This is a genomic window from Kribbella sp. NPDC020701, assembly GCF_055562215.1.
Genome location: NZ_JBVHFT010000004.1, coordinates 210,733 through 229,642, shown reverse-complemented (window position 1 = coordinate 229,642; position 18,910 = coordinate 210,733). Strand labels below are relative to the sequence as shown.

The following is an 18,910-nucleotide window of genomic DNA, read 5'->3' as shown; positions in this document are numbered from 1 at the left end:
CTGACACACTTCCGCGCATGGGACTTCTTTCCGCCCCGGCGTCGGTGGACAAGCGCGAGTACTGGGGTTTCAGTCTCTACGACTGGGCGAATTCCGGCTATGTGACCACGGTCGGCACGGTGCTGTTCGCGCCGTACCTGACCTCGGTCGCCGAGCAGGCCGCCTGCGGGTACGTCGGGACCACGGACAAGCCGTGTCACACCAACCTCGACGTCCTGGGGCTGGGTATCTCCCCAGGCTCGCTCGCCTTCTACGTCGTCACAGTGGCGACGCTGGTGTCGGCGCTGTTCCTGCCCGTGGTCGGGGCGATCGCGGACCGGCTGACGCGCAAGAAGCTCCTGATGTGCGCGTTCGCCTGGACCGGCGCGCTGGCCGCCTGCTGCATGGTGTTCGTCGGCGGTGGCCGCTGGGGGCTCGGCGCGCTGCTGCTGTTCATCGGCAATCTGTGCCTGGGGTCGTCCCTCGTCGTGTACGACTCGATCCTGATCGACATCGCACCGCCCGACCAGCGCGATGCCGTCTCGTCCCGCGCCTGGGCGTTCGGGTACGCCGGCGGGTTCATCCTGCTGCTGGTCAACCTCGCCTTCGTCACCGCGCACGACGCGCTCGGGGTCAGTCAGGGCACAGCGGTCCGCCTCAGTCTGCTCAGCGCCGGGCTGTGGTGGGGACTGTTCACCTTCTTCCCGTTCCTGCGTCTGCGGGACCGCCCTCCGACGAGCGTCGTCCAAGTCCGGAGCGGGAGTCTGGTGCGGCAGAGCTTCGGGCAGCTGTCGGCGACGCTCAAGCACCTGCGCAGCTACCGGATGACGATGCTGTTCCTGATCGCGTACCTGTTCTTCAACGACGGGATCCAGACGGTCATCTCGGTCTCGTCGACGTACGGCGAGAAGCAGCTCGGGTTCGAGACCCAGATCCTGATCGCGACGATCCTGCTGGTGCAGTTCGTGGCGTTCTTCGGGGCGCTGGCGTTCGGCCGGTTCGCCCAGCGGTACGGCGCGCACCGGACGATCTCCGGCGGCCTGGTGATCTGGATCGTGATCGTGATCGCCGGGTTCCTGCTGCCCGCCCACCAGATCGTCCCGTTCCTGGCCATGGGCGTCGCGATCGGCATCGTCCTCGGTGGCACCCAGGCGCTGTCGCGGTCCGCGTTCAGCCAGCTGATCCCGAAGGGCCGCGAGGCCGAGTACTTCTCGCTCTACCAGGCCGGCGAGCGCGGCACGTCCTGGCTCGGCACGCTGGTCTTCGGCCTGGTCCACCAGATCACCGGTTCCTACCGCCCAGCCATCGTCGCCCTCGGCCTGTTCTTCGTCGTCGGCCTGATCCTGCTCTCCCGCGTCGATATGCGCCGCGGCATCACCGAAGCCGGCAACGCACAGCCCACCGTCGTCTAACCGGGTACGACGGAGCCGACGAGCTTCCGCACGTCCTCCGGCGTGGGGCGGTCGCCGGTGCGGTCCGCGAAGAGCATGTGCGCGGAGCCGATCAAGGTCAGCGCCAACGTGGCGACGTCCGCCCCGGCCGGTATCCGGCCGAGATCGCGCTCGGCGGTCAGGTAGCCGATCACCACCCCGCCGGCATCGGTGAGGATCGGCACCCCGGTCGGGACCGCCTGGCGGAGCCGCGCCCGCAGCCCGTCCCGCGAGATCGTCAGGCTCACGATCGCCACCGCGACCGAGCTGAACAACTCCGTCAGCATGGTGGTCAGGTTGTCGGCGACACTCCCCTGGCCGACCGAATCCCGCAGTACGGCGGCCTGGTCGTCGAGCCGGCGGATCCGGTCGAGCACCAGCTCGGCCAGGAAGCCGTCGAAGTCCGTGAAGTGCTTGTGCAGCACGCCCTTCGCGCAGCCCGCCTCGGTCGTCACGGCACGACTCGTCAGCGCCTCCGGCCCGTCCCGGAGCAGGACCCGCTCGGCCGCGTCGAACAGCTGCTCGCGCGCATCCAGCAGCGCCACACCTGTCGGCATCCAGACCCTTCCCTCGACCCGAGTGGGCACCCGCCCATTATGGTGGGCACATGCCCACTTTACCGCACGAGCACCGCGAGATGGCCGAGTCCTTCGGGTCCGGCGCCGAGCTCTACGACCGGGCCCGGCCGCGCTATCCGGAGGCTCTGGTCGAGGCGGTCGTCGCATCCGCACCTGGCCGCGACTTCCTCGACGTCGGCTGCGGCACCGGGATCACCTCACGTCAGTTCCAGGCAGCCGGGTGCAACGTCCTGGGCGTGGATGTCGACGAGCGGATGGCGGAGTTCGCCCGCGGTACGGGCGTCGAGGTCGAGGTGTCGCCGTTCGAGTCATGGGACGTGGCCGGCCGGACCTTCGACGCGCTCGTCGCCGGCATGACGTGGCACTGGATCGACCCCACGGCCGGCGCTGCCAAGGCAGCCGGCGTACTGCGCCCCGGCGGCCGGCTCGCCGTCTTCTGGTACGTGCTGCAGCCACCGGCCGAGCTGGTCGAGGCGTTCGCGGCGATCTTTCGCGACGCCCTGCCGGACACCCGGGTGAGTCCGCGGGTCGCCGCCTCGCCACTCGGGGCCTACGAGATGTTCCTCGACCGAGCAGCCGAGGGTCTCGACTCGACCGGCGCGTTCGGGAATGTCGAGCGGCCGCGATTCCCCTGGAGTCGCCGGTACACCCGCGAGGAGTGGCTCGACCAGATCCGGACCGGCGGCAACGCGAAGCAACTCGCCGACGCCGGCAAGCTCGACGCGATCCTCAGCGACGTCGGGACCGCGATCGACGCCGTCGGTGGCACCTTCACCATCAACTCCACCGCAGTAGCCCTCACCGCCACCCGAAACTGACGTGCGCCCGGCCGGGGTGCACGGTTGGGGGTGGGCAGCTCGACAGGACGTATGCGCCCACTGGCGGGCTCTCGCCGCGCGCGGACGCCTGGAGTCCGGCATGACCGCTGGACACGTCCTGTCGACCTGCACGGCATCTAGCGGGCCGGGGTCGCCCCCGGGTTGCGGAAGCCGCCTCCGAACGCGCCTTGGCGGACCGTGGTTGCGGTGATCGAGCCGTCGGCGCTCTGGCCGCTGACGACGACCTGCTCGCCGGCCTTCAGGTCGGTGGCAGTGCCCTTCGAGGTGATCTCGTACGTCGTGTTGCCGGTGAGCTTGACCGTGACGTTGCCGTTCTGCGTCTTCACCACGAGCTCGGTCGCGGTCGCCGAGACCACCGTGCCGATCGCCGCGCCGCCGCCCTGACCGCCGGCGCCGCCCGGCAGCTGGCCCTGGCCCGGCCCGTTGCCGTTCTGGCCGCGGTAGCCGCCGTACCCGTTCCCGAAGCCACGGCCGCCGGCCTGCGGCTGGTTCGACGTACTGTCCGAGGCGAAGGCCGCGTGCAGACCCGCGCCACCGGCCAAGCCGACGGCCAGCACCACAATGCCGGCCAGGATCGCTGTCGCCAGCGGCAGGTTGAGGCTCTTCTTCGGCTTCAGCGCCGAGTCGACCTCCTCGTCGGACCCGATCTGGGCGAAATCATCGGGCGTCTGGTTGCTCATCGGAGGTTGCCTCTCACTCGTGACGTAGTGCATCGATGGGACGAAGACCGGCGGCTCGGTGCGCCGGCATGCTGCCGAAGAACAGGCCGACCGCCGCGGACACGCCGAGCGCGAGTCCGATCGACGACGGCACCAGCACCGGCTGCACACCGGCCAACTGGAATCGGGTGACGATCAGCGCGGCGCCGACCCCGACCGCACCGCCGATCAGGCTGAGCAGGGTCGCCTCGATCAGGAACTGGCCGAGGATCGTCCGCCGCCGCGCGCCGAGCGCCTTGCGGATGCCGATCTCGCGGGTCCGCTCGGTGACGGTGACCAGCATGATGTTGGTGACCCCGATCCCGCCGACGACCAGGCTGATCGCTGCGACGGTCGCCAGCAGGGCGGTGAAGGTCGCCGCGGTGTCCTGGCTGGTCTGCAGGATCTGCGCGGAGTTGGTGATCCGGAACGGCGAGGTCTGATCGGACGGCACCTGATGGCGTGCGGTCAGCAACTGCGTGACCTCAGCCTGAGCGGTGTCGACGCGATCGGTGTCCGCCGCCTGGACCACGATCTGGCTGAGTGCGCCGTACCCGGCCTGGGTCGCGCGGAGCGTGCTGATCGGCATGATCGCGGTCGCGTTCGGATCCGAGAACCCGGTGCTGTCCTTGCTCGCCAGTACGCCGCGAACGACGAAGTCGATGGCGCCGAGCTTGATCGTCTGACCGACCGCGCTCGCGGGCCGGGTGAACAACTCGGTCGCGGTCGTCTGCCCGAGCAGGACCACCCGTTCGGAGTCGTCGACGTCCTGCTGGGTGAAGGACGCTCCGATCCCGACCGGCGTGTTGGTGGCCGGCATGTACTCCGGCGTCGTACCGATCACCTGGCTCACCGTGTAGCTGGTGTCGCCGTTCGTCGCCGTCGCACCGCTGCTGGTCATCACGGGGGCGACGGCGGACACGTCGGGCGCCAGCCGCTCGTCGGCCAGCGCGGTGGCGTCAGCCAGCGTCAGGCTGTACTGCTGGGACGACGGGCCGGCTTGGCCGCGCTGGAAGCCGCCGCCACCGCCGGTCGTGGACACCGTGAGCAGGTTGGTGCCCATCGCCTCCAGCCGGGCCTGCACCGCCTTGCCCGAACCGTTGCCGACAGCAACCAGCACGATGACCGCGCCGACGCCGATGGAGACGCCGAGGATGGTCAGCAGGGAGCGCAGCTTGTTCGCGTTGAGGCCGCGCAGGGCGGCCCCGAACAGGTCGCGAGGTGACATCAGCGAGTCACCTCGTCGGCGACGATCCGGCCGTCCGCGACCTGGATCAGCCGCCGGGCCCGGGCCGCCACCTCATGCTCGTGGGTGATCACCACGACCGTCCGGCCGTCGGCGTTCAGCTGGTCGAACATGTCCAGCACCTCGTCGGTCGAGTGCAGGTCCAGGTTGCCGGTCGGTTCGTCGGCGAGCAGGATCCGCGGCCCGGTCGCCAGTGCCCGAGCGATCGCCACTCGCTGCTGCTGACCGCCGGACAGCTGATTCGGCCGGTGGCCGGCGCGGTCGGTCAGTCCGACCAGCTCCAGCGCGCGGCCGGCCCGCTGACGCCGTTCGGCCCGGCGCAGATGGGCGTAGGTGAGCGGGAGCTCGACGTTGGCGAGCGCGGTGGTCCGCGGGATCAGGTTGAAGGACTGGAAGATGAATCCGATCTTGCGGCCGCGGACGAGGGCCTGCTGGTCCTCGGTCAGCCGGGCCACGTTGCTGCCGTCCAGCCAGTACTCGCCCCGGCTCGGGACATCGAGGCAGCCGAGGATGTTCATCAGGGTCGACTTGCCGGATCCGGACGAGCCCATCACGGCGACGTACTCACCGGCTGCGACTCGCAGGGACACCCCGCGGAGCGCGTGCACGGCGGTCTCGCCGCTGCCGTACGTCTTGGTGACGTCCCGGATGTCGATCAGGGCGTCAGCGGCCACGGTTACCCCCGCCGCCCGTACCCGCGCCGACCGGGAACTGGCCGCCACCGCCGGGGAACTGCCCCTGACCGAACTGTCCCTGCCGGCCCTGGCCGGTCTGGTTCGCGGTCCCGCCGATGGCGCCCTGGAGCAGCTCGATCCGGTCGCCCTCGTTCAGGCCGGAGACGACCTGGGTGTAGCTGTCGCCACGGACGCCGATCTTCACTTCGCGCGTCCCCGCACCGTCGGCCATCGTCACGGTGTACGTCGTACCGCTGGTCGCGATCGCCGTGGTCGGGACGTAGAGGGCGTTGGTCGCCTTCGCGGTCTGGACGGTCACGTTGGCGGTCTGGCCGATCCTGGTGTTCGCCGGGAGCTTGGCCAGGGAGAAGGTGGCCGCGTACGAGACGACGCCGTTGGTCGTGGTCGGGGTCGGCGAGACGGACGCCAGCGACGCGGTGAGCGTCGTACCCGGTTCGGCGTTGAGCGTGACGGTCGCCGACTGGCCGGCCTTGATCTTGATCGCGTCCGCCTCCGCGAACGACGCGACGACCTGGAGCGCCTTCAGGTCCGAGATGTCCACGAAACCGGAGCCCGAGGTAGTCGTCGTACTCGAGGTGCTGGACCCTGAACCTTGACCTGAGGTCGAGCCTGAACCACTGCCCGAGCCTGACCCTGATCCGGAACTCGAACCGCCGGTGACCGAGCCGACCGAGCCGTTGATCGCGGTGATCGTGCCGGCGATGGGCGCCTTCAGCGTGGTCGCGTCGACCGCGGCCTGGGCGGCCTCGACGTCCTGGTCGGCCTGCTCCTTGTCCGCCTTGGCCCGGGCCAGGCTCGCCTCGGCGTTGCTGACGGCAACTTCCGGGTTCTGGGTCTGGCCCTGGTTCTGGCTCTGGATCTGCTGCTGTCCGTTGGTGGGCGTCGGGGTCGGTGAGGCCGACGCCTCCTCGGCCTCTTCCGCGGCGTCCTCGGCATCGTCGAGCGACTCCTGCGCGGCGGTGACCGAGTTGGCCGCCGCGATCTGGTTCTGGTCGGAGATCCGGAGCTGCCGCTCGGCGGCGGACGGATCGACCTTGGCGATCGCCGCGCCCTTGGCCACCACCTGGCCGACCTTCACCAGGATCTGGGTGACGGTGCCCGAGGTCTCGAACTGCGGTGACGCGGTCTGGGAGCTCTGCAGGGTGCCACTGGAACTGACGCTCGCGGTCACCTCGCCACGGGCCACCTCCGCCGTCGGACGCGTCGCACTGGCGGCCGGCGGGTCCTTCTTGAAGAAGAGGAAGTAGGCGGTGATGGCGATGGTCAGGACGATGGCCACCAGGGCCACGTTGACGAAGCTGAGGCCACGGAGTTTGTGGCGGGGTAGCACCATGGCAGCAGACGCTAAAGCCGCTTGCTGAGGAAGTGATCCTCGATTCCTGGCAACTGCCTGTGAACTCTGCATCGGTTCGGTGCGTCGTACGTCGGACGGTCCGCGACACACCGTGATGAGTGAACGCGCGAGTACAGGGCGTCACGACGGTGCTGTCAGGTGCGTACAGAAGGCTCGGGCATGCCAAAATGGGAATGATCCGGGCCGGCCGACCGTTGGCACGGATGACGATCTCGGAGGTTTGACATGTCTAATCGCGTACTGCGTGGTTCGGGGCTGGGTGGGGTCAGCTTCGAGGATGACCGCGGTGTGGAGTTCGCTCCGCGCCAGATGATCACGTACGACTGCCCCCGCGGCCATGTGGTCGAGGTCACGATGGCGCACGACGCCGAGGTGCCCGCGATCTGGGAGTGCCCGCATTGCGGCAGCGAGGCCGCCCGGTCCACCGGAGAGAAGCCGGAGCCGAAGCAGGAGAAGCCGGCCCGTACGCACTGGGACATGCTGCGCGAGCGTCGCAGCATCAGCGAGCTCGAGGAGCTCCTGGCCGAGCGCGTGGAGCTGCTGCGCAAGGGCGAGATCGGCCCGGCGCACCTGCACCGCACGAAGCGCACCGCCTGACCCTCAGGCCCTGACGGGCTCTCACCGCAACGGCGCGGTGGGGGTCCGTTTTTGTTGTGCTGATTTGCCTAAAAGTTTTAGGTTATTTCATAATCAGGTATGGCAAGAGCGGGGTTGACGACCGAGCGAGTGGCGCGGGCCGGGGCCGAGCTGGCCGACGAGGCCGGCTTCGAGCAGGTCACCGTGTCGGCGCTGGCCCGGCAGTTCGGCGTACAGGTCGCGAGTCTGTACTCGCACGTTCGCAGCTCCCATGACCTGAAGACGCGGATCGCGTTGATCGCTCTCGAGGAGATGGCCGATCTGGGCGCCGCGGCGCTGGCCGGACGCGCCGGTCGTGATGCCCTCGCCGCCTTGGCGAATGTCTATCGCGACTACGCCCGCGAACATCCCGGACGGTACGCCGCCGCCCAGTTCCGGCTCGATCCGTCGGCTGCCGCCGCCAGCGCCGGCGACCGGCACGCGGAGATGACCCGAGCGATCCTGCGCGGCTACGACTTGACCGAGCCCGCTCAGACCGACGCGATCCGGCTGCTGGGCAGCGTGTTCCACGGCTACGTCAGCCTGGAGCTGGCCGGATCGTTCAGCCACAGCAAGCCCCCGAGCGACGAGAGCTGGCCGCGCATCCTCGACGCGCTCGACACCCTCCTGCGCAACTGGCCCGACCACAAGTAGAGGTTCTTCCGTTGATCACCACCCCCATCACCCTTGATCTCCTGCGTGGCGCGCTCGATCTCGAGCGGACGGATCGCGGTGTGCTCCCGCATCGGTTGCCTGCCTGGGCCCGGAAGCAGTACGACGACGGGCAGATGACGATGGTCGAGTCGCAGCCCTCCAGCGTACGGCTGGTGTTCTCCAGCCGGGCCACCGTCATCGAGCTGGAGACGCTGCCGACGAAGCGGGACTACGTCAGCGCTCCCCCACGACCGGACGGTGTGTACGACGTCCTCGTCGATGGTCAGCTGGTGGCGCAGGCGAGCCTGCCTGGTGGTGACATCATCACGATCGACCTGACGACCGGTTCTGCCGAGACCCGGCGCGGTGAGCCGGGGATACTGCGGTTCGACCGGCTGGCCGACGTACCCAAGACCGTCGAGATCTGGCTGCCGCACGACGAGACCACCGAACTCGTTGCCCTCCGCACCGATGCCCCGGTCGAGCCGGTTCCGGTCACTCGCCGGGTGTGGCTCCACCACGGCAGCTCGATCAGCCACGGCTCCAACGCCACCCATCCCACCGGCACCTGGCCGGCCCTGGCCGCCGCTCAGGCCGGTGTGGAACTCGTCAACCTGGGCTTCGGCGGGAGTGCTTTCCTCCAACCCTTCATCGCGCGCACCATCCGCGACACCCCCGCCGACCTGATCAGCCTCAAACTCGGCATCAACATCGTCAACACCGACGGCCTCCGCCTCCGCAGCTTCACCCCGGCCGTCCACGGCTTCCTCGACACCGTCCGCGAGGGCCACCCGGACACACCGCTCCTCGTCGTCTCCCCCATCCTCTGCCCGATCCACGAGGACACCCCCGGCCCCACCGGCTGGGACCTGTCCGCACTCGCCGAGGGCGAACTCCGCTTCACCGCCACCGGCAGCCCCGACGAGATCCCCGCCGGCAAACTGACCCTCTCGATCATCCGCGCCGAGCTGTCCCGCATCATCACCCAGCGCGCGATCGACGACCCCAACCTCCACTACCTCGACGGCCGCACCCTGTACGGCGAACCCGACAACGCGGCCCACCCCCTCCCCGACGATCTCCACCCCGACGCGCAGACCCACCGCACCATGGCGGACCGCTTCACCACCCACACCTTCAGCCCCAAAGGCCCCTTCACAACCCCCGTCGACTGACCCGGCCCTCCGGACTGGCCCGGGACCTGGACCGACCGCGCCGGCCGGGACCGCACGCCGAGCGTCCTCGGCCACGAACTGTCCGGTGTGGTCGTCGAACTCGGCTACGGCACCACCGGTCTCACGGTCGGTCAGCGGGTCTTCGGGCTGACCGACTGGCGCCGCAACGGTTCGCTCGCCGAGTACACCGCTGTGGAGGCCCGCAACCTGGCCCCGCTCCCCGGCGATGTCGACCACATGACCGGGGCCGCCGCGGTGATGCCCGGTCTGACCGCCTGGCAAGCGCTGTTCGACCACGCTCACCTGCAAGCAGGCCAAACCGTCCTCATCCACGGCGCCGGCGGCTCGGTCGGCTCGGTCGCCGTGCATCAGCTCCAGGCCGTTGGCCGCGTGCAGGGCAACTGGCCCGCGAGACCGGGGCCCACATCATCGGCACCGGCCGGGCTTCCGACCGGACCTGGCCGGCACCCTTGGCGCCCACGAGTTCCTCGACCTGGACGGCGACCGCCTGGAGGACGCCGGCGAGGTCGACGTCGTGTTCGACGTCATCGGCGGCGAGATCCGCGATCGCTCCACCGCGCTGTTGCGCCCCGGTGGCACCCTCGTCACCGTCGCCGAACCGCCGACCGTCCAGCCCGACGACGGCCGGGCGATCTTCTTCGTCGTCGAGCCCAACCGCGAACAGCTGACCCAACTCGCCACCCGCCTCCGCGAGGGCCGGCTCACGCCGCTCGTCACCAGCGTCCGCCCCCTCGCCGACGCCCCCGCCGCCTTCAGCACCCGCGGCAGAACCATCATCACGGTGGCCGCGGAATGACGCGGTTTGTCGGGGCACGCAGGTAGTGTCCTGGCCCGTGGACGTTGGGGAGCGCATTCAGGAACTGGCCGATCGGATCGTCGTACTGCGGGACGCCTACTACCGGGGTTCGCCGGCGGTGGCCGACGCGGAGTACGACGTGATCGAGGACGAACTGCGGACGCTGATCGAGGCCAACCCCGAGCTGGCGCCCGACCCGAACCCATTGGATCAGGTCGGTGCACCCGCGGTGCTGCACGCGCCGATCCGGCACTCGCGGCCGATGCTGTCGCTGGAGAAGGCGACCCGCCCCGAACAGGTCGAGGCCTTCTTCAGCCGCTTCCCCGGCCAGTCGGTCGTGGTCATGCCGAAGCTGGACGGCCTGTCACTGGCCCTGGTCTACGAGAACGGGCAACTCGCACGAGCGATCACCCGCGGCGACGGGACCACCGGCGACGACGTGACCCCGCTCGTGCGGGCACTCGCCGACGGAGTCCCGGACCGGCTCGAGGTCCAAGACCGCACCGAGGTCCGCGGTGAGGCGGTCATGTTGCGCTCCACCTTCACCGCCTACAACGCCGCTCACCCCGACAAGCCCTTGATCAACCCGAGGAACGCCGCTGCCGGCACACTCCGCGCCAAGGACCCGGCGACCGTCGCCGAACGACGCCTCCAGTTCCTCGCCTTCGACCTGCTCAGCGACTCCGACAACGCCGACGCCGATCTCGAGCGCGCGCTGCAGACGATGGGATTCACCGTCGCCGAGATGCGGCACTGCGACGACGCCGCCGCGGCGCAGGCGGTGATCACCACGATCGAGCAGCAACGCAACGAACTGGACTACGACCTGGACGGCGCCGTACTGCGCCTCGCCGATCGCGACGCCTTCGCCGCCGCGGGCACCCGGTCCAGCTCGCCACGCGGCGCCCTGGCGTTCAAGTTCGCCGCCGAGGAGAAGACGACCGTGCTGGCTGACGTCGTCTGGGACGTGGGCAAGACCGGCAAGATCGCGCCGGTCGCCTGGCTGGAGCCCGTCTTCGTCGGCGGTACGACGGTCACGCGCGCGACGCTGGCCAACCAGGAGGTGATCCGTGCCCGCGGCATCAAGATCGGCGACACGGTCCTGGTCCGCCGCGCCGGCGACGTGATCCCGTTCGTGGCCGGCGTACTCGACGCCTCCAAGCGCACGGGAGCCGAGCGAGACATCGTGCCGCCGTCGGTGTGCCCGTCGTGCGAGCAGCCGCTGACCGAGCAAGGCAACAGCCGCGAACTGTTCTGCACCAACGTCAGCTGCCCAGCCCAGACCGTGCGGCGGCTGATCCACTGGGCGTCCCGGGCGGCCGCCGACATCGACGCGATCGGCGGAGTCTGGATCGAGCGGCTGGCCGAGGCCGGGATCCTGGAACACCCGTCGGACTTCTACCAGCTGACCAAGGACGGGCTGCTCGAGTTCGACCGCATCGGCGAGATCTCGGCCGCCCGCATGATCGACTCGATCGACACCAGCCGCCAGGTCGGCCTCCGCCGGGCACTCATCGGCCTCGCGATCCCGATGGCCTCCGAAGGCACCGCGGCCAGGCTGTGCCGCGCCGGATTCGCTTCCCTGGAAGAGGTTGCCGACGCAGGCGTCGACGGGCTCGTCGCCGTCGACGACATCGGCCAGAAGGTCGCCGCCTCACTGATCGAGCACCTCACCCGGCTGCGCCCCGAGCTCGAACGGCTCCGAGCGGCCGGCGTCTCGCTCGACGTACGCGAGGAGGATCGCCCACCGGTCGTCGTCGCGGGTGCACCGCTGGCCGGCAAGACGGTGGTCGTCACCGGCTCCATCAGCGATCCACGCTCCGGTGAGAAGGTCGCGCGCCCAGCCTTCCAGCGACTCTGTGAGAAGGCCGGCGCGTCTATCGCCTCGTCGGTGTCGGCGAGCACCGACCTGCTCATCACCGGCGCCGATGTCGGTGCGTCCAAACTCACCAAGGCCGAGAAGCTCGGCGTCACCGTCGTCGACCAGTCCGAGATCTGGCAACAACTCCAGGCCGCCGACGTGCTCCCCCGCTGACCTCACGGCCCGTGTCCAGTTCCTGACAGCGGGCTGGCGCCCGGCGTACCGGACCGGCAAGGGTTGACGTATGACGGACACCAGCACCAGCAAGGACCGCGAGGCGACCGGCTTCCAGGAGCAGGCGCCGTACGACGAATCGATCGACCTACGCACCGACTTCGTGATGGTCTACGGTCTCAACGACACCACGCCGCAGCGCATCGCCCGCTGGCGTGAGGCCGGCTATCGCGTCCACCTGATGACGGGCATCTCCTGGGGCAACTACCAGGACTACCTGGATGGACGGTGGGACGGCTCCGACCACTGGGCCGACGCGCAGACGGCGGGCGACGGATCGCCGATCCTGCACGGGCAGAGCACCGATATCCCGTACATGGTCCCGACGTTAGGCTTCACCGAGTACCTGGTGCAGAAACTCCGCCCGATCATCGAGCTCGGCGTCGAAGGCATCCACCTCGAGGAGCCGGAGTTCTGGGCGCGCGCCGGCTACTCGGAATCGTTCAAGCGGGAGTGGCAGGCCTTCTTCGATGAGCCGTGGCAGGCCCCGCTCAGCACCGCCGAAGCGCACTTCCGCTCCGGGCAGCTCAAGCAGCATCTGCTGTCCCGCAGCCTCGACCGGGTCACCTCCGTGCTCCGCGACGAAGCGCTCCAGCAGGGCCGCCTGGTGCGCTTCTACGTCCCGACGCACAGCCTCCTGAACTACACCCAGTGGCAGATCATCAGCCCCGAATCACGCCTGCGGGCGCTGCCCTCGATCGACGGCGCCATCGCGCAGGTGTGGACCGGAACCTCCCGGACGCCCAACGTGTACGCCGGAAAGGTTGCCGAGCGCACCTTCGAGACGGCCTACCTGGAGTACGGCATCGCCCAGGACCTCACCCGCGGCACCGACCGCCGCATGTGGTTCCTGCACGACCCGATCGAGGACCACCCGGACCGCACCTGGGAGGACTACCTGGCCAACTGGCAGCGCACGCTTATCGCCTCGCTGCTGCACCCGGGCGTCTCGCGGTACGAGGTCGCGCCGTGGCCGAACCGGATCTTCAACCGGCCCTACCTGCGCGAGGGATCTACTGAACGGGAATCGATTCCGCAGGACACCGCCACCAGCTACCTCATCGCGATGAACAGCCTGCGCGACCTGGATCAGCCGGAGGTGCGCTGGGCCAACGACGGACCGCGGATCGGGATCGCGCTCTCGGACACCGCCATGTTCCAGCGCTGGGCACCCGGTGGCGAGAGCGGACATTACGACGGCCTGCAGGACGCCCTGGCACTCGAAGGCCGCGAGCAGCTGCACTTCTCCGACTTCTACGGTCTGGCGCTGCCACCGCTGTGCGACGGGCAGAAGGTCTGTCCGGTCCAGCTGGAGAACGTGATCGACACTCCTGATGCACTGGACGATGTCGACGTACTCGTCCTGAGCTACGAATTCCAGAAGCCGCTTGCCCCCGGCATCCATTACGCGCTGGCCGGGTGGGTCAGCCGCGGCGGCAGCCTGCTGTACGTCGGCGACGGCGCCGACCCGTACCACGAGATCCGCTCCTGGTGGACCGGCCGCTACGACACCTGCGCCGACCACCTGGCCGAGGCACTCGGCGCGGACCGCAACCACGTCGGTGTCCAGCCGATCGGCAAGGGCCAGGTCCGGTTCCTCCCGTCCCGGCCGGCCGCCTTCACCGAGTCACCGGAACGCGCCGCCGAGCTGGTCGCGGCGATCCGCGAACTGGCCGAGGCGGGCGGCCACAGCTGGGAGTCCACCAACTGGCTGTCGGTCCAGCGCGGCCCGTACCTCGTCGGCGCCGTACTGGAAGAGGCCGGCGGCTCACACGTTGTCGAGGGCACCTACCTCGACGTCCTCGACCCGCACCTCGGCATCGTGCGCCGGCGAGAGCTGGGCCCAGGCCAACTGACCTGGCTCCGCGACCTCACCTACGACGAGGAACCCCTGCTCGCCTCCGCCGGCCGAGTAGTGGGCTGGGAAAGCCACCAGACCGGCATCCGCTTCATCTCCGAGGCACCCCGCGGCGTCCAAGTCACCACCGCCCTCCGCGCCCCAACCAATCCAACGGCCGTCCGAGCCGACGACGCCAACCTCACCGACCTCCAGTACGACGCCGAGCTCGCCATCCTATGGCTCCGCCACCCCGGCGTACCCACCGGAACCCACATCGAGATCGACTTCTGACGCTGGCCTTTCACGATCGACGCGAGCCTCCCGGCTGGTCAGCTGGGAGGCTCGGGGCCGACGCGGGGGTGCTGGATCGTGACGCCTGTGATGGCTGGGGAACGGCGAGACTTGCTGAGGACACGGGCGACTGTCCACGGGCGTAGCAGGGCCGTTGGCGGGTCGGTCAGTTGGAGTACACGGTTGAAGGCCCCCGCCACGGGAACCGAGACGTGAGCTGCCCGGATGACCTGCAGGATGTAGGCATTGAGCCGGGCGGTTCCCGTGGGCTTGGGACCTACCGTGGCGGGGTGGCCGAAGTCACCACCCACGGCGATGCGCCAAGGTGCGTCGATGAGGCGAGCGACCTTGCGGTGGAATCGTTTCGGCAGCTCCGGGGAGACCACCCCGACAGCCTGGGCCACGTCGCCCAGAACGGCCGCCTGTAACGCCGCCGACGACATGCCTTGGCCGTAGATCGGGTCGAAGCTGCTCGCTGCGTCCCCGAGCGTGACGAGCCCCTCCAGCAGGTCCGACGCCTTCTCGTAGTGTCGTCGCTGACTCGACGGGAAGCGGTAGGCCACGATCTCCGACAAGCGCTCGCAGCGGTCGACAAGCTGCCCGAGGGTGGGGCTCGGCAGGGAGGCCATGAAGGCGCGGACGCCCTCCTCGTCGGTGGGCGGGGCATCGCCGCGCACACCCGCCACGGTCACCTGCCAGCGGTCGCCCTCGACCGGCAGCGCGGATCCGGCGCGGAATGAGCCCGGGTTGTCGACGCACACAATGAGCTCGCCCTCGAAGTCGTCCGGTGAGCGACGCATCAGGAAGGACGCATACCCGATGTCGATGCCGACCCGGGTGACCGGCGGCTCGAGGAGGCCCGACGCCGCGAGGTCGTGGGCGATGCGTGAGTTGCGCCCGGAGCAGTCGACGACGAGGTCGACCGGCCGCTCGACGCCGGCCGCCACGACCCCGGTCACCCGGTGGTCCTCGACAACAGCCCGCTCGACGGTCACGCCGTCCTCGACGGACACGCCGGGCAGGGCGGCTACGCGAGTACGGACGACGTGCTCGAGCAGCGGCCGGGTAAGGCAGAGCACCGGCCCGCCCCAGTCCCCGCGGGCTCGGTAGGCGCCGCCCTGGAACACCCACGCTCCGTATCCGTCGGCATGCATGGCTCCTTGGGACACGAGTTCGTCCTCGATACCGGGGAACCAGTCGCGCAGCAGATCCAGCCCAGCGGACAGGAGCAGGTGCAGGTGCCGGCCCTGTGGCACGTGGCCGCGCGGTGCCACGGCATCCGTGAGCCGCTCGCGTTCGAGCACGACAACCGACGCTTGGTCGGACATGGCTCGCGCCGCGAACAAGCCGGCCATGCTGCCCCCGACAACGACCACCCGCGGTACTGCCACGGCACACCCCCAACTCGCTGCCGGACACCCTCAAGGCTAGTGCTCGCCGCTACCTCGCGATGGACTGGGGAGGGTTTCTGCCCGATTCGGGGGTAAAAGTCTCCCCAGTCCACGGGAGCATGCGTGGGAAGGAAACTACTTCTGGTCGGGGTCTATTACTTCGCCTTGGATGACGTCGTCGGAGGTCGGGCGGGGGCGGGTGGGCTCTGCGCCGGGGATGAAGTTGCCGAGGTTCGGGGTGCCGAACTGGGTGGCTACCCGGCGGCTGAAGAACGCGGACATTGCCCGGCGGGCGACGGGGCGGGTGAAGGGGAGGACGAAGAAGAAGCCGAAGATGTCGGTGACGAAGCCCGGGGTGAGCAGGAGGGTGCCGCCGACCAGGACGAGGGCCGCGTCGGACAGTTCGCGGCCGGGCAGCTTGCCGCTCTCGAACGACGCCTGCAGGGCGTTCCAGGCCCGCCTGCCCTCACGCTTGATCAGCCACGCACCGAGCGCGCTCTCCACGAGCAGCAGCCCGACCGTCGGCCAGCCGCCGATCACCTGTCCGACCTGGATGATCACGTAGATCTCCAGGATCGGCACCACCAGCAACGCGAGCGCCACGAGCCACGGCATGTCCTACCCCTTCCGGCATGGAACATCGGGCGGCCTGGAACATCAGGCGGCCTAAAACACCAGCGTACGGAACGAGTGGGAACGGCGGACCCTGAGAGGACCCTGGCTCAGACCGGAACCTTCTCGCGGCTGGGCGTGGCGGCCGGCGGCGTCTGCGGGCCGTCGTTCGTACGCCGCCGACGACGGGCGACCAGGGCCAGCACGATGCCGAGCAGCCCCAGGCCGGTCAGGATCCACTGCGGCCAGCCGCCGATGGTGCTCGCGAGAGTGTGGGTGTCGCGCACCGGAACCGTGGCGACGTACACATCCGGCACGAACTGGGCCGACTTGTGCTCGACCGTCCCGTCGGGCCGGATGACGCCGGAGATCCCGCTGGTGGACGCGATCAGCACGGTCCGGCCGGTCTCGATCGCCCGCATCCGGGTGATCGCGAACTGCTGCTCGGGCTGCCCGGTCCCGCCGTACGTCGCGTTGTTGGTCTGGACGATCAGGACCTGGGCGCCGCCGTTGATCAGGTCCGAGATCACGTTGTCGTAGGCGAGCTCGAAGCAGATGATGTCGCCGTACGTCACGCCGTTGATCGGCATCACGCCCGGGACCGTGCCGGGCGCGGTCTGCCGGCCGATCATCTCCAGCCGCTTGATGTAGGGCAGCAACTGGTCGCGGAACGGGATGTACTCACCGAACGGCACCGGGTGCCGCTTCGCGTACCGCTGGCCGGGGCCGGTGACCGGGTCCCATACGATGCCGGTGGTCTGCCGCTCGTCCGGACCGGGGCCTTCGGTGACGGCACCGACCAGGATCGGTACGTCGACGGCCTTGACCGCCTCCTCGATATCGGCGCGGGTCTCGTCGTCCTTGTACGGGTCGATGTCGGTCGAGTTCTCCGGCCAGATCACCAGGTCCGGCTTCATCTCCGTGCCGTCCTGGACCCGCTTCTCCAGGTCGAGAGTCGCCGACAGGTGGTTGCGGGTGACGGTACGCGCGCGGCCGAGGAACTCCAGCCCCTTGCCGGGCACGTTGCCCTGCACCATCGCGGCCTTCACGGTCTTGCCGTCGCCCTCGGTCGACAGGTTGATCAGCGAACTGCCGAAGACGATCGCCAGCCCGGCGACCACTGCGACGGCCCGGAGCCGCAGGCCGCTGGCCGGCCGCAGTACGGCGTACAGGAGGACGCCGACGAACGCGATCACGAAGCTCAGCCCCGGAATGCCCACGAAGGCGGCGAGCTTGCCGAGCGAGAGATCGGAGAACGCCCACGCGAGCTTGCCCCACGGGAAGCCGCCGAACGGCACCGAGGCGGTGGCGAACTCGGTCGCCACCCACAGGCACGGGATCCACAGCATCCACAGCTTCAGCTTCAGCACCTGCGTCGCGAACAGCCCGAAGACGGCGTAGAAGAGCCCTTCGAGGATCGCCAGCGCGACCGCGGCGTCGCCACCGATCACCGTGATCCACGGGATCAGCACCGCGTAGTAGGTGATGCCGAAGCCCGCACCGATCAGGAACCCGCCTTTGGCCGACGCACCGTTCAGCGCGGCCAGGAACAGCGGTACGGCGACGATCGCGAGCCAGGGGTGGTCATGCGGTTCGAAGGCCAGGCCGAGCAGTGCGCCGGCCGCGACCGCCACGGCAATCCTCGGCAGCAACCGCCCGAAAGCCTTCAACCGGTCCACGCGGTAACCCCTTGTCCTCACTGTTCCGGCGGACGCCGGTCGCACGACCGTACAACGTCCCGGACACGCAAATGTATCCGGTCAGTAGCCATTGGGCACCGATTGCGGAAAGTGAGGATGTCGTCACACAATGAGGAAAGAGGCTCGGCACTCCTTCGGACCAACCGCCGGCCCACTGGCTGCGAACCGCCCGGCTGTTGTCTACTGGGCGCCGAACCTCTTCCACCTCTGCCCCGCGGGGGGCTCACCACCAGCGATCTCAGCCCCCGTCGACTCAAGCCTGGCACTGGCCTGGTCAGCGTCGCGGGATCATCCGGTGGCCGAACTTCGTGTGACCGTTGCTCAAACGGGATATGACGACTCCCAAAACGATGCTCGCTGACGGCGACGGTGTCAACCTCTGCGCCGGCTCCTTGAGGCCGTTGTAACACGATCGGCTGCCCTCCAAGGAAAAACGAGGATCCTTCAGTCATGTCACGTTACAGAGCCGTCTCGGCACTCCATGTGATCGTTACCCAGGGCAACCAATCGTCACCCAACCGGTACGACGACCGTTCCCTTTGCGCGCGTGATCACAAGCGGCTCGGCCAGCACCTCGGCCGCGGACTCGGACTGGTCCGGCCGGCCGCGGCAGACGACGTACGCGCTGAACTCGAGGTCGCGGCTGCGGTTGCCGACCCGGGTGATCGTTGCCTTCACCTCCACAACGTCGCCGGCGCGCAGCGGCTGCAGGAACTGGACGTCGGAGTACGACGCGAACAATCCCTCGTCGCCGTCGGACTGGATGCAGACCTCGGTCGCCACGTCCCCGAACAGCGCGAGCACGTACGCGCCGTCGACCAGGTTCCCGGCGTAGTGCGCGTGGCTGTACGGCACGTACCGCCGATGCGTCGCCGTGAGTCCGATAGTTGCCTTTGACACC

At 69.2% G+C, this 18,910-nt stretch carries 17 protein-coding genes and 1 pseudogene; 9 read left to right on the top strand and 9 right to left on the bottom strand.

Annotation, left to right across the window (positions count from 1 at the left end; translation table 11 throughout):
• Positions 1 to 17 precede the first annotated feature (17 nt).
• Complete coding sequence (locus ACZ3HV_RS11280) at positions 18 to 1,391, top strand: MFS transporter (protein WP_360367562.1); 1,374 nt, start codon at positions 18 to 20, stop codon at positions 1,389 to 1,391.
• Here the strand turns inward: ACZ3HV_RS11280 and ACZ3HV_RS11275 are convergent.
• Entirely contained in the window at positions 1,388 to 1,966 is a 579-nt protein-coding gene (locus ACZ3HV_RS11275) for a TetR/AcrR family transcriptional regulator (RefSeq protein WP_465683208.1), read from the bottom strand. The two genes, ACZ3HV_RS11280 and ACZ3HV_RS11275, sit on opposite strands and share 4 nt — an antisense overlap.
• A gap of 50 nt (positions 1,967 to 2,016) precedes the next feature.
• Between ACZ3HV_RS11275 and ACZ3HV_RS11270 the strand changes: the two genes are divergently transcribed.
• Positions 2,017 to 2,805 carry a class I SAM-dependent methyltransferase gene (locus ACZ3HV_RS11270; RefSeq protein WP_465683207.1) on the top strand — a complete coding sequence of 263 codons (789 nt, stop codon included), beginning with the start codon at positions 2,017 to 2,019 and terminating at the stop codon, positions 2,803 to 2,805.
• Between the two features lie 137 nt (positions 2,806 to 2,942).
• Here the strand turns inward: ACZ3HV_RS11270 and ACZ3HV_RS11265 are convergent, their stop codons facing one another.
• From ACZ3HV_RS11265 to ACZ3HV_RS11250, 4 genes are read right to left on the bottom strand one after another with little or no spacing between them, the layout of a single operon-like run.
• Positions 2,943 to 3,506 carry a hypothetical protein gene (locus ACZ3HV_RS11265; RefSeq protein WP_465683205.1) on the bottom strand — a complete coding sequence of 188 codons (564 nt, stop codon included), beginning with the start codon at positions 3,504 to 3,506 and terminating at the stop codon, positions 2,943 to 2,945.
• A 13-nt stretch (positions 3,507 to 3,519) separates the two neighbouring features.
• Positions 3,520 to 4,752, bottom strand: a complete 1,233-nt coding sequence (locus tag ACZ3HV_RS11260; RefSeq protein WP_465683204.1) for an ABC transporter permease — start codon at positions 4,750 to 4,752, stop codon at positions 3,520 to 3,522.
• Positions 4,752 to 5,444, bottom strand: coding sequence for an ABC transporter ATP-binding protein (locus tag ACZ3HV_RS11255; RefSeq protein ID WP_465683202.1), 693 nt, complete (start codon positions 5,442 to 5,444; stop codon positions 4,752 to 4,754). The genes ACZ3HV_RS11260 and ACZ3HV_RS11255 overlap by 1 nt, the downstream gene beginning before the upstream one ends.
• Positions 5,434 to 6,798: an efflux RND transporter periplasmic adaptor subunit gene (locus tag ACZ3HV_RS11250; RefSeq protein WP_465683200.1), complete on the bottom strand. Its 1,365-nt coding sequence runs from the start codon at positions 6,796 to 6,798 to the stop codon at positions 5,434 to 5,436. Before ACZ3HV_RS11250 ends, ACZ3HV_RS11255 begins: the two co-directional genes overlap by 11 nt.
• Before the next feature lie 246 nt (positions 6,799 to 7,044).
• Between ACZ3HV_RS11250 and ACZ3HV_RS11245 the strand changes: the two genes are divergently transcribed.
• The 7 genes and pseudogenes from ACZ3HV_RS11245 to ACZ3HV_RS11215 all read left to right on the top strand — a co-directional run bounded on the left by ACZ3HV_RS11245 (position 7,045) and on the right by ACZ3HV_RS11215 (position 14,306).
• Positions 7,045 to 7,416: an RNA polymerase-binding protein RbpA gene (locus tag ACZ3HV_RS11245; protein WP_131296220.1), complete on the top strand. Its 372-nt coding sequence runs from the start codon at positions 7,045 to 7,047 to the stop codon at positions 7,414 to 7,416.
• Positions 7,417 to 7,530: 114 nt separating this feature from the next.
• Positions 7,531 to 8,088, top strand: a complete 558-nt coding sequence (locus tag ACZ3HV_RS11240) for a TetR/AcrR family transcriptional regulator (RefSeq protein WP_465683198.1) — start codon at positions 7,531 to 7,533, stop codon at positions 8,086 to 8,088.
• A gap of 11 nt (positions 8,089 to 8,099) precedes the next feature.
• Positions 8,100 to 9,263 carry a GDSL-type esterase/lipase family protein gene (locus ACZ3HV_RS11235; RefSeq protein WP_465683196.1) on the top strand — a complete coding sequence of 388 codons (1,164 nt, stop codon included), beginning with the start codon at positions 8,100 to 8,102 and terminating at the stop codon, positions 9,261 to 9,263.
• A 78-nt stretch (positions 9,264 to 9,341) separates the two neighbouring features.
• Positions 9,342 to 9,425 (top strand): annotated as a pseudogene (locus ACZ3HV_RS11230) (hypothetical protein); the annotation flags it as partial.
• 220 nt (positions 9,426 to 9,645) lie between these two features.
• Positions 9,646 to 10,080 (top strand): zinc-binding dehydrogenase, encoded by a 435-nt coding sequence (locus ACZ3HV_RS11225; RefSeq protein WP_465683194.1) that lies wholly within the window; start codon positions 9,646 to 9,648, stop codon positions 10,078 to 10,080.
• 37 nt (positions 10,081 to 10,117) lie between these two features.
• Complete coding sequence (gene ligA, locus ACZ3HV_RS11220) at positions 10,118 to 12,115, top strand: NAD-dependent DNA ligase LigA (protein WP_465683192.1); 1,998 nt, start codon at positions 10,118 to 10,120, stop codon at positions 12,113 to 12,115.
• 70 nt (positions 12,116 to 12,185) lie between these two features.
• Positions 12,186 to 14,306, top strand: coding sequence for a hypothetical protein (locus ACZ3HV_RS11215; RefSeq protein ID WP_465683190.1), 2,121 nt, complete (start codon positions 12,186 to 12,188; stop codon positions 14,304 to 14,306).
• 38 nt (positions 14,307 to 14,344) lie between these two features.
• Here the strand turns inward: ACZ3HV_RS11215 and ACZ3HV_RS11210 are convergent, their stop codons facing one another.
• From ACZ3HV_RS11210 to kal, 4 genes are all read right to left on the bottom strand, one after another.
• Entirely contained in the window at positions 14,345 to 15,697 is a 1,353-nt protein-coding gene (locus tag ACZ3HV_RS11210; RefSeq protein WP_465683188.1) for an FAD-dependent oxidoreductase, read from the bottom strand.
• A gap of 135 nt (positions 15,698 to 15,832) precedes the next feature.
• Entirely contained in the window at positions 15,833 to 16,312 is a 480-nt protein-coding gene (locus ACZ3HV_RS11205; protein ID WP_465683186.1) for an FxsA family protein, read from the bottom strand.
• A gap of 107 nt (positions 16,313 to 16,419) precedes the next feature.
• On the bottom strand, positions 16,420 to 17,988 hold the full coding sequence (gene lnt, locus ACZ3HV_RS11200) for an apolipoprotein N-acyltransferase (protein WP_360367610.1): 1,569 nt from the start codon (positions 17,986 to 17,988) through the stop codon (positions 16,420 to 16,422).
• Positions 17,989 to 18,519: 531 nt separating this feature from the next.
• Complete coding sequence (gene kal, locus ACZ3HV_RS11195) at positions 18,520 to 18,909, bottom strand: 3-aminobutyryl-CoA ammonia lyase (RefSeq protein ID WP_465683184.1); 390 nt, start codon at positions 18,907 to 18,909, stop codon at positions 18,520 to 18,522.
• Between the last annotated feature and the right edge of the window lies 1 nt (position 18,910).

Bases quoted from the DNA above. Each gene is read 5' to 3' on its own strand.
- ACZ3HV_RS11280 (WP_360367562.1), top strand. From the start codon at position 18: ATGGGACTTCTTTCCGCCCCGGCGTCGGTGGACAAGCGCGAGTACTGG.
- ACZ3HV_RS11270 (WP_465683207.1), top strand. From the start codon at position 2,017: ATGCCCACTTTACCGCACGAGCACCGCGAGATGGCCGAGTCCTTCGGG.
- ACZ3HV_RS11260 (WP_465683204.1), bottom strand. From the start codon at position 4,752: ATGTCACCTCGCGACCTGTTCGGGGCCGCCCTGCGCGGCCTCAACGCG.
- ACZ3HV_RS11275 (WP_465683208.1), bottom strand. From the start codon at position 1,966: ATGCCGACAGGTGTGGCGCTGCTGGATGCGCGCGAGCAGCTGTTCGAC.
- ACZ3HV_RS11215 (WP_465683190.1), top strand. From the start codon at position 12,186: ATGACGGACACCAGCACCAGCAAGGACCGCGAGGCGACCGGCTTCCAG.
- ACZ3HV_RS11205 (WP_465683186.1), bottom strand. From the start codon at position 16,312: ATGCCGTGGCTCGTGGCGCTCGCGTTGCTGGTGGTGCCGATCCTGGAG.
- ACZ3HV_RS11245 (WP_131296220.1), top strand. From the start codon at position 7,045: ATGTCTAATCGCGTACTGCGTGGTTCGGGGCTGGGTGGGGTCAGCTTC.
- ACZ3HV_RS11265 (WP_465683205.1), bottom strand. From the start codon at position 3,506: ATGAGCAACCAGACGCCCGATGATTTCGCCCAGATCGGGTCCGACGAG.
- ACZ3HV_RS11250 (WP_465683200.1), bottom strand. From the start codon at position 6,798: ATGGTGCTACCCCGCCACAAACTCCGTGGCCTCAGCTTCGTCAACGTG.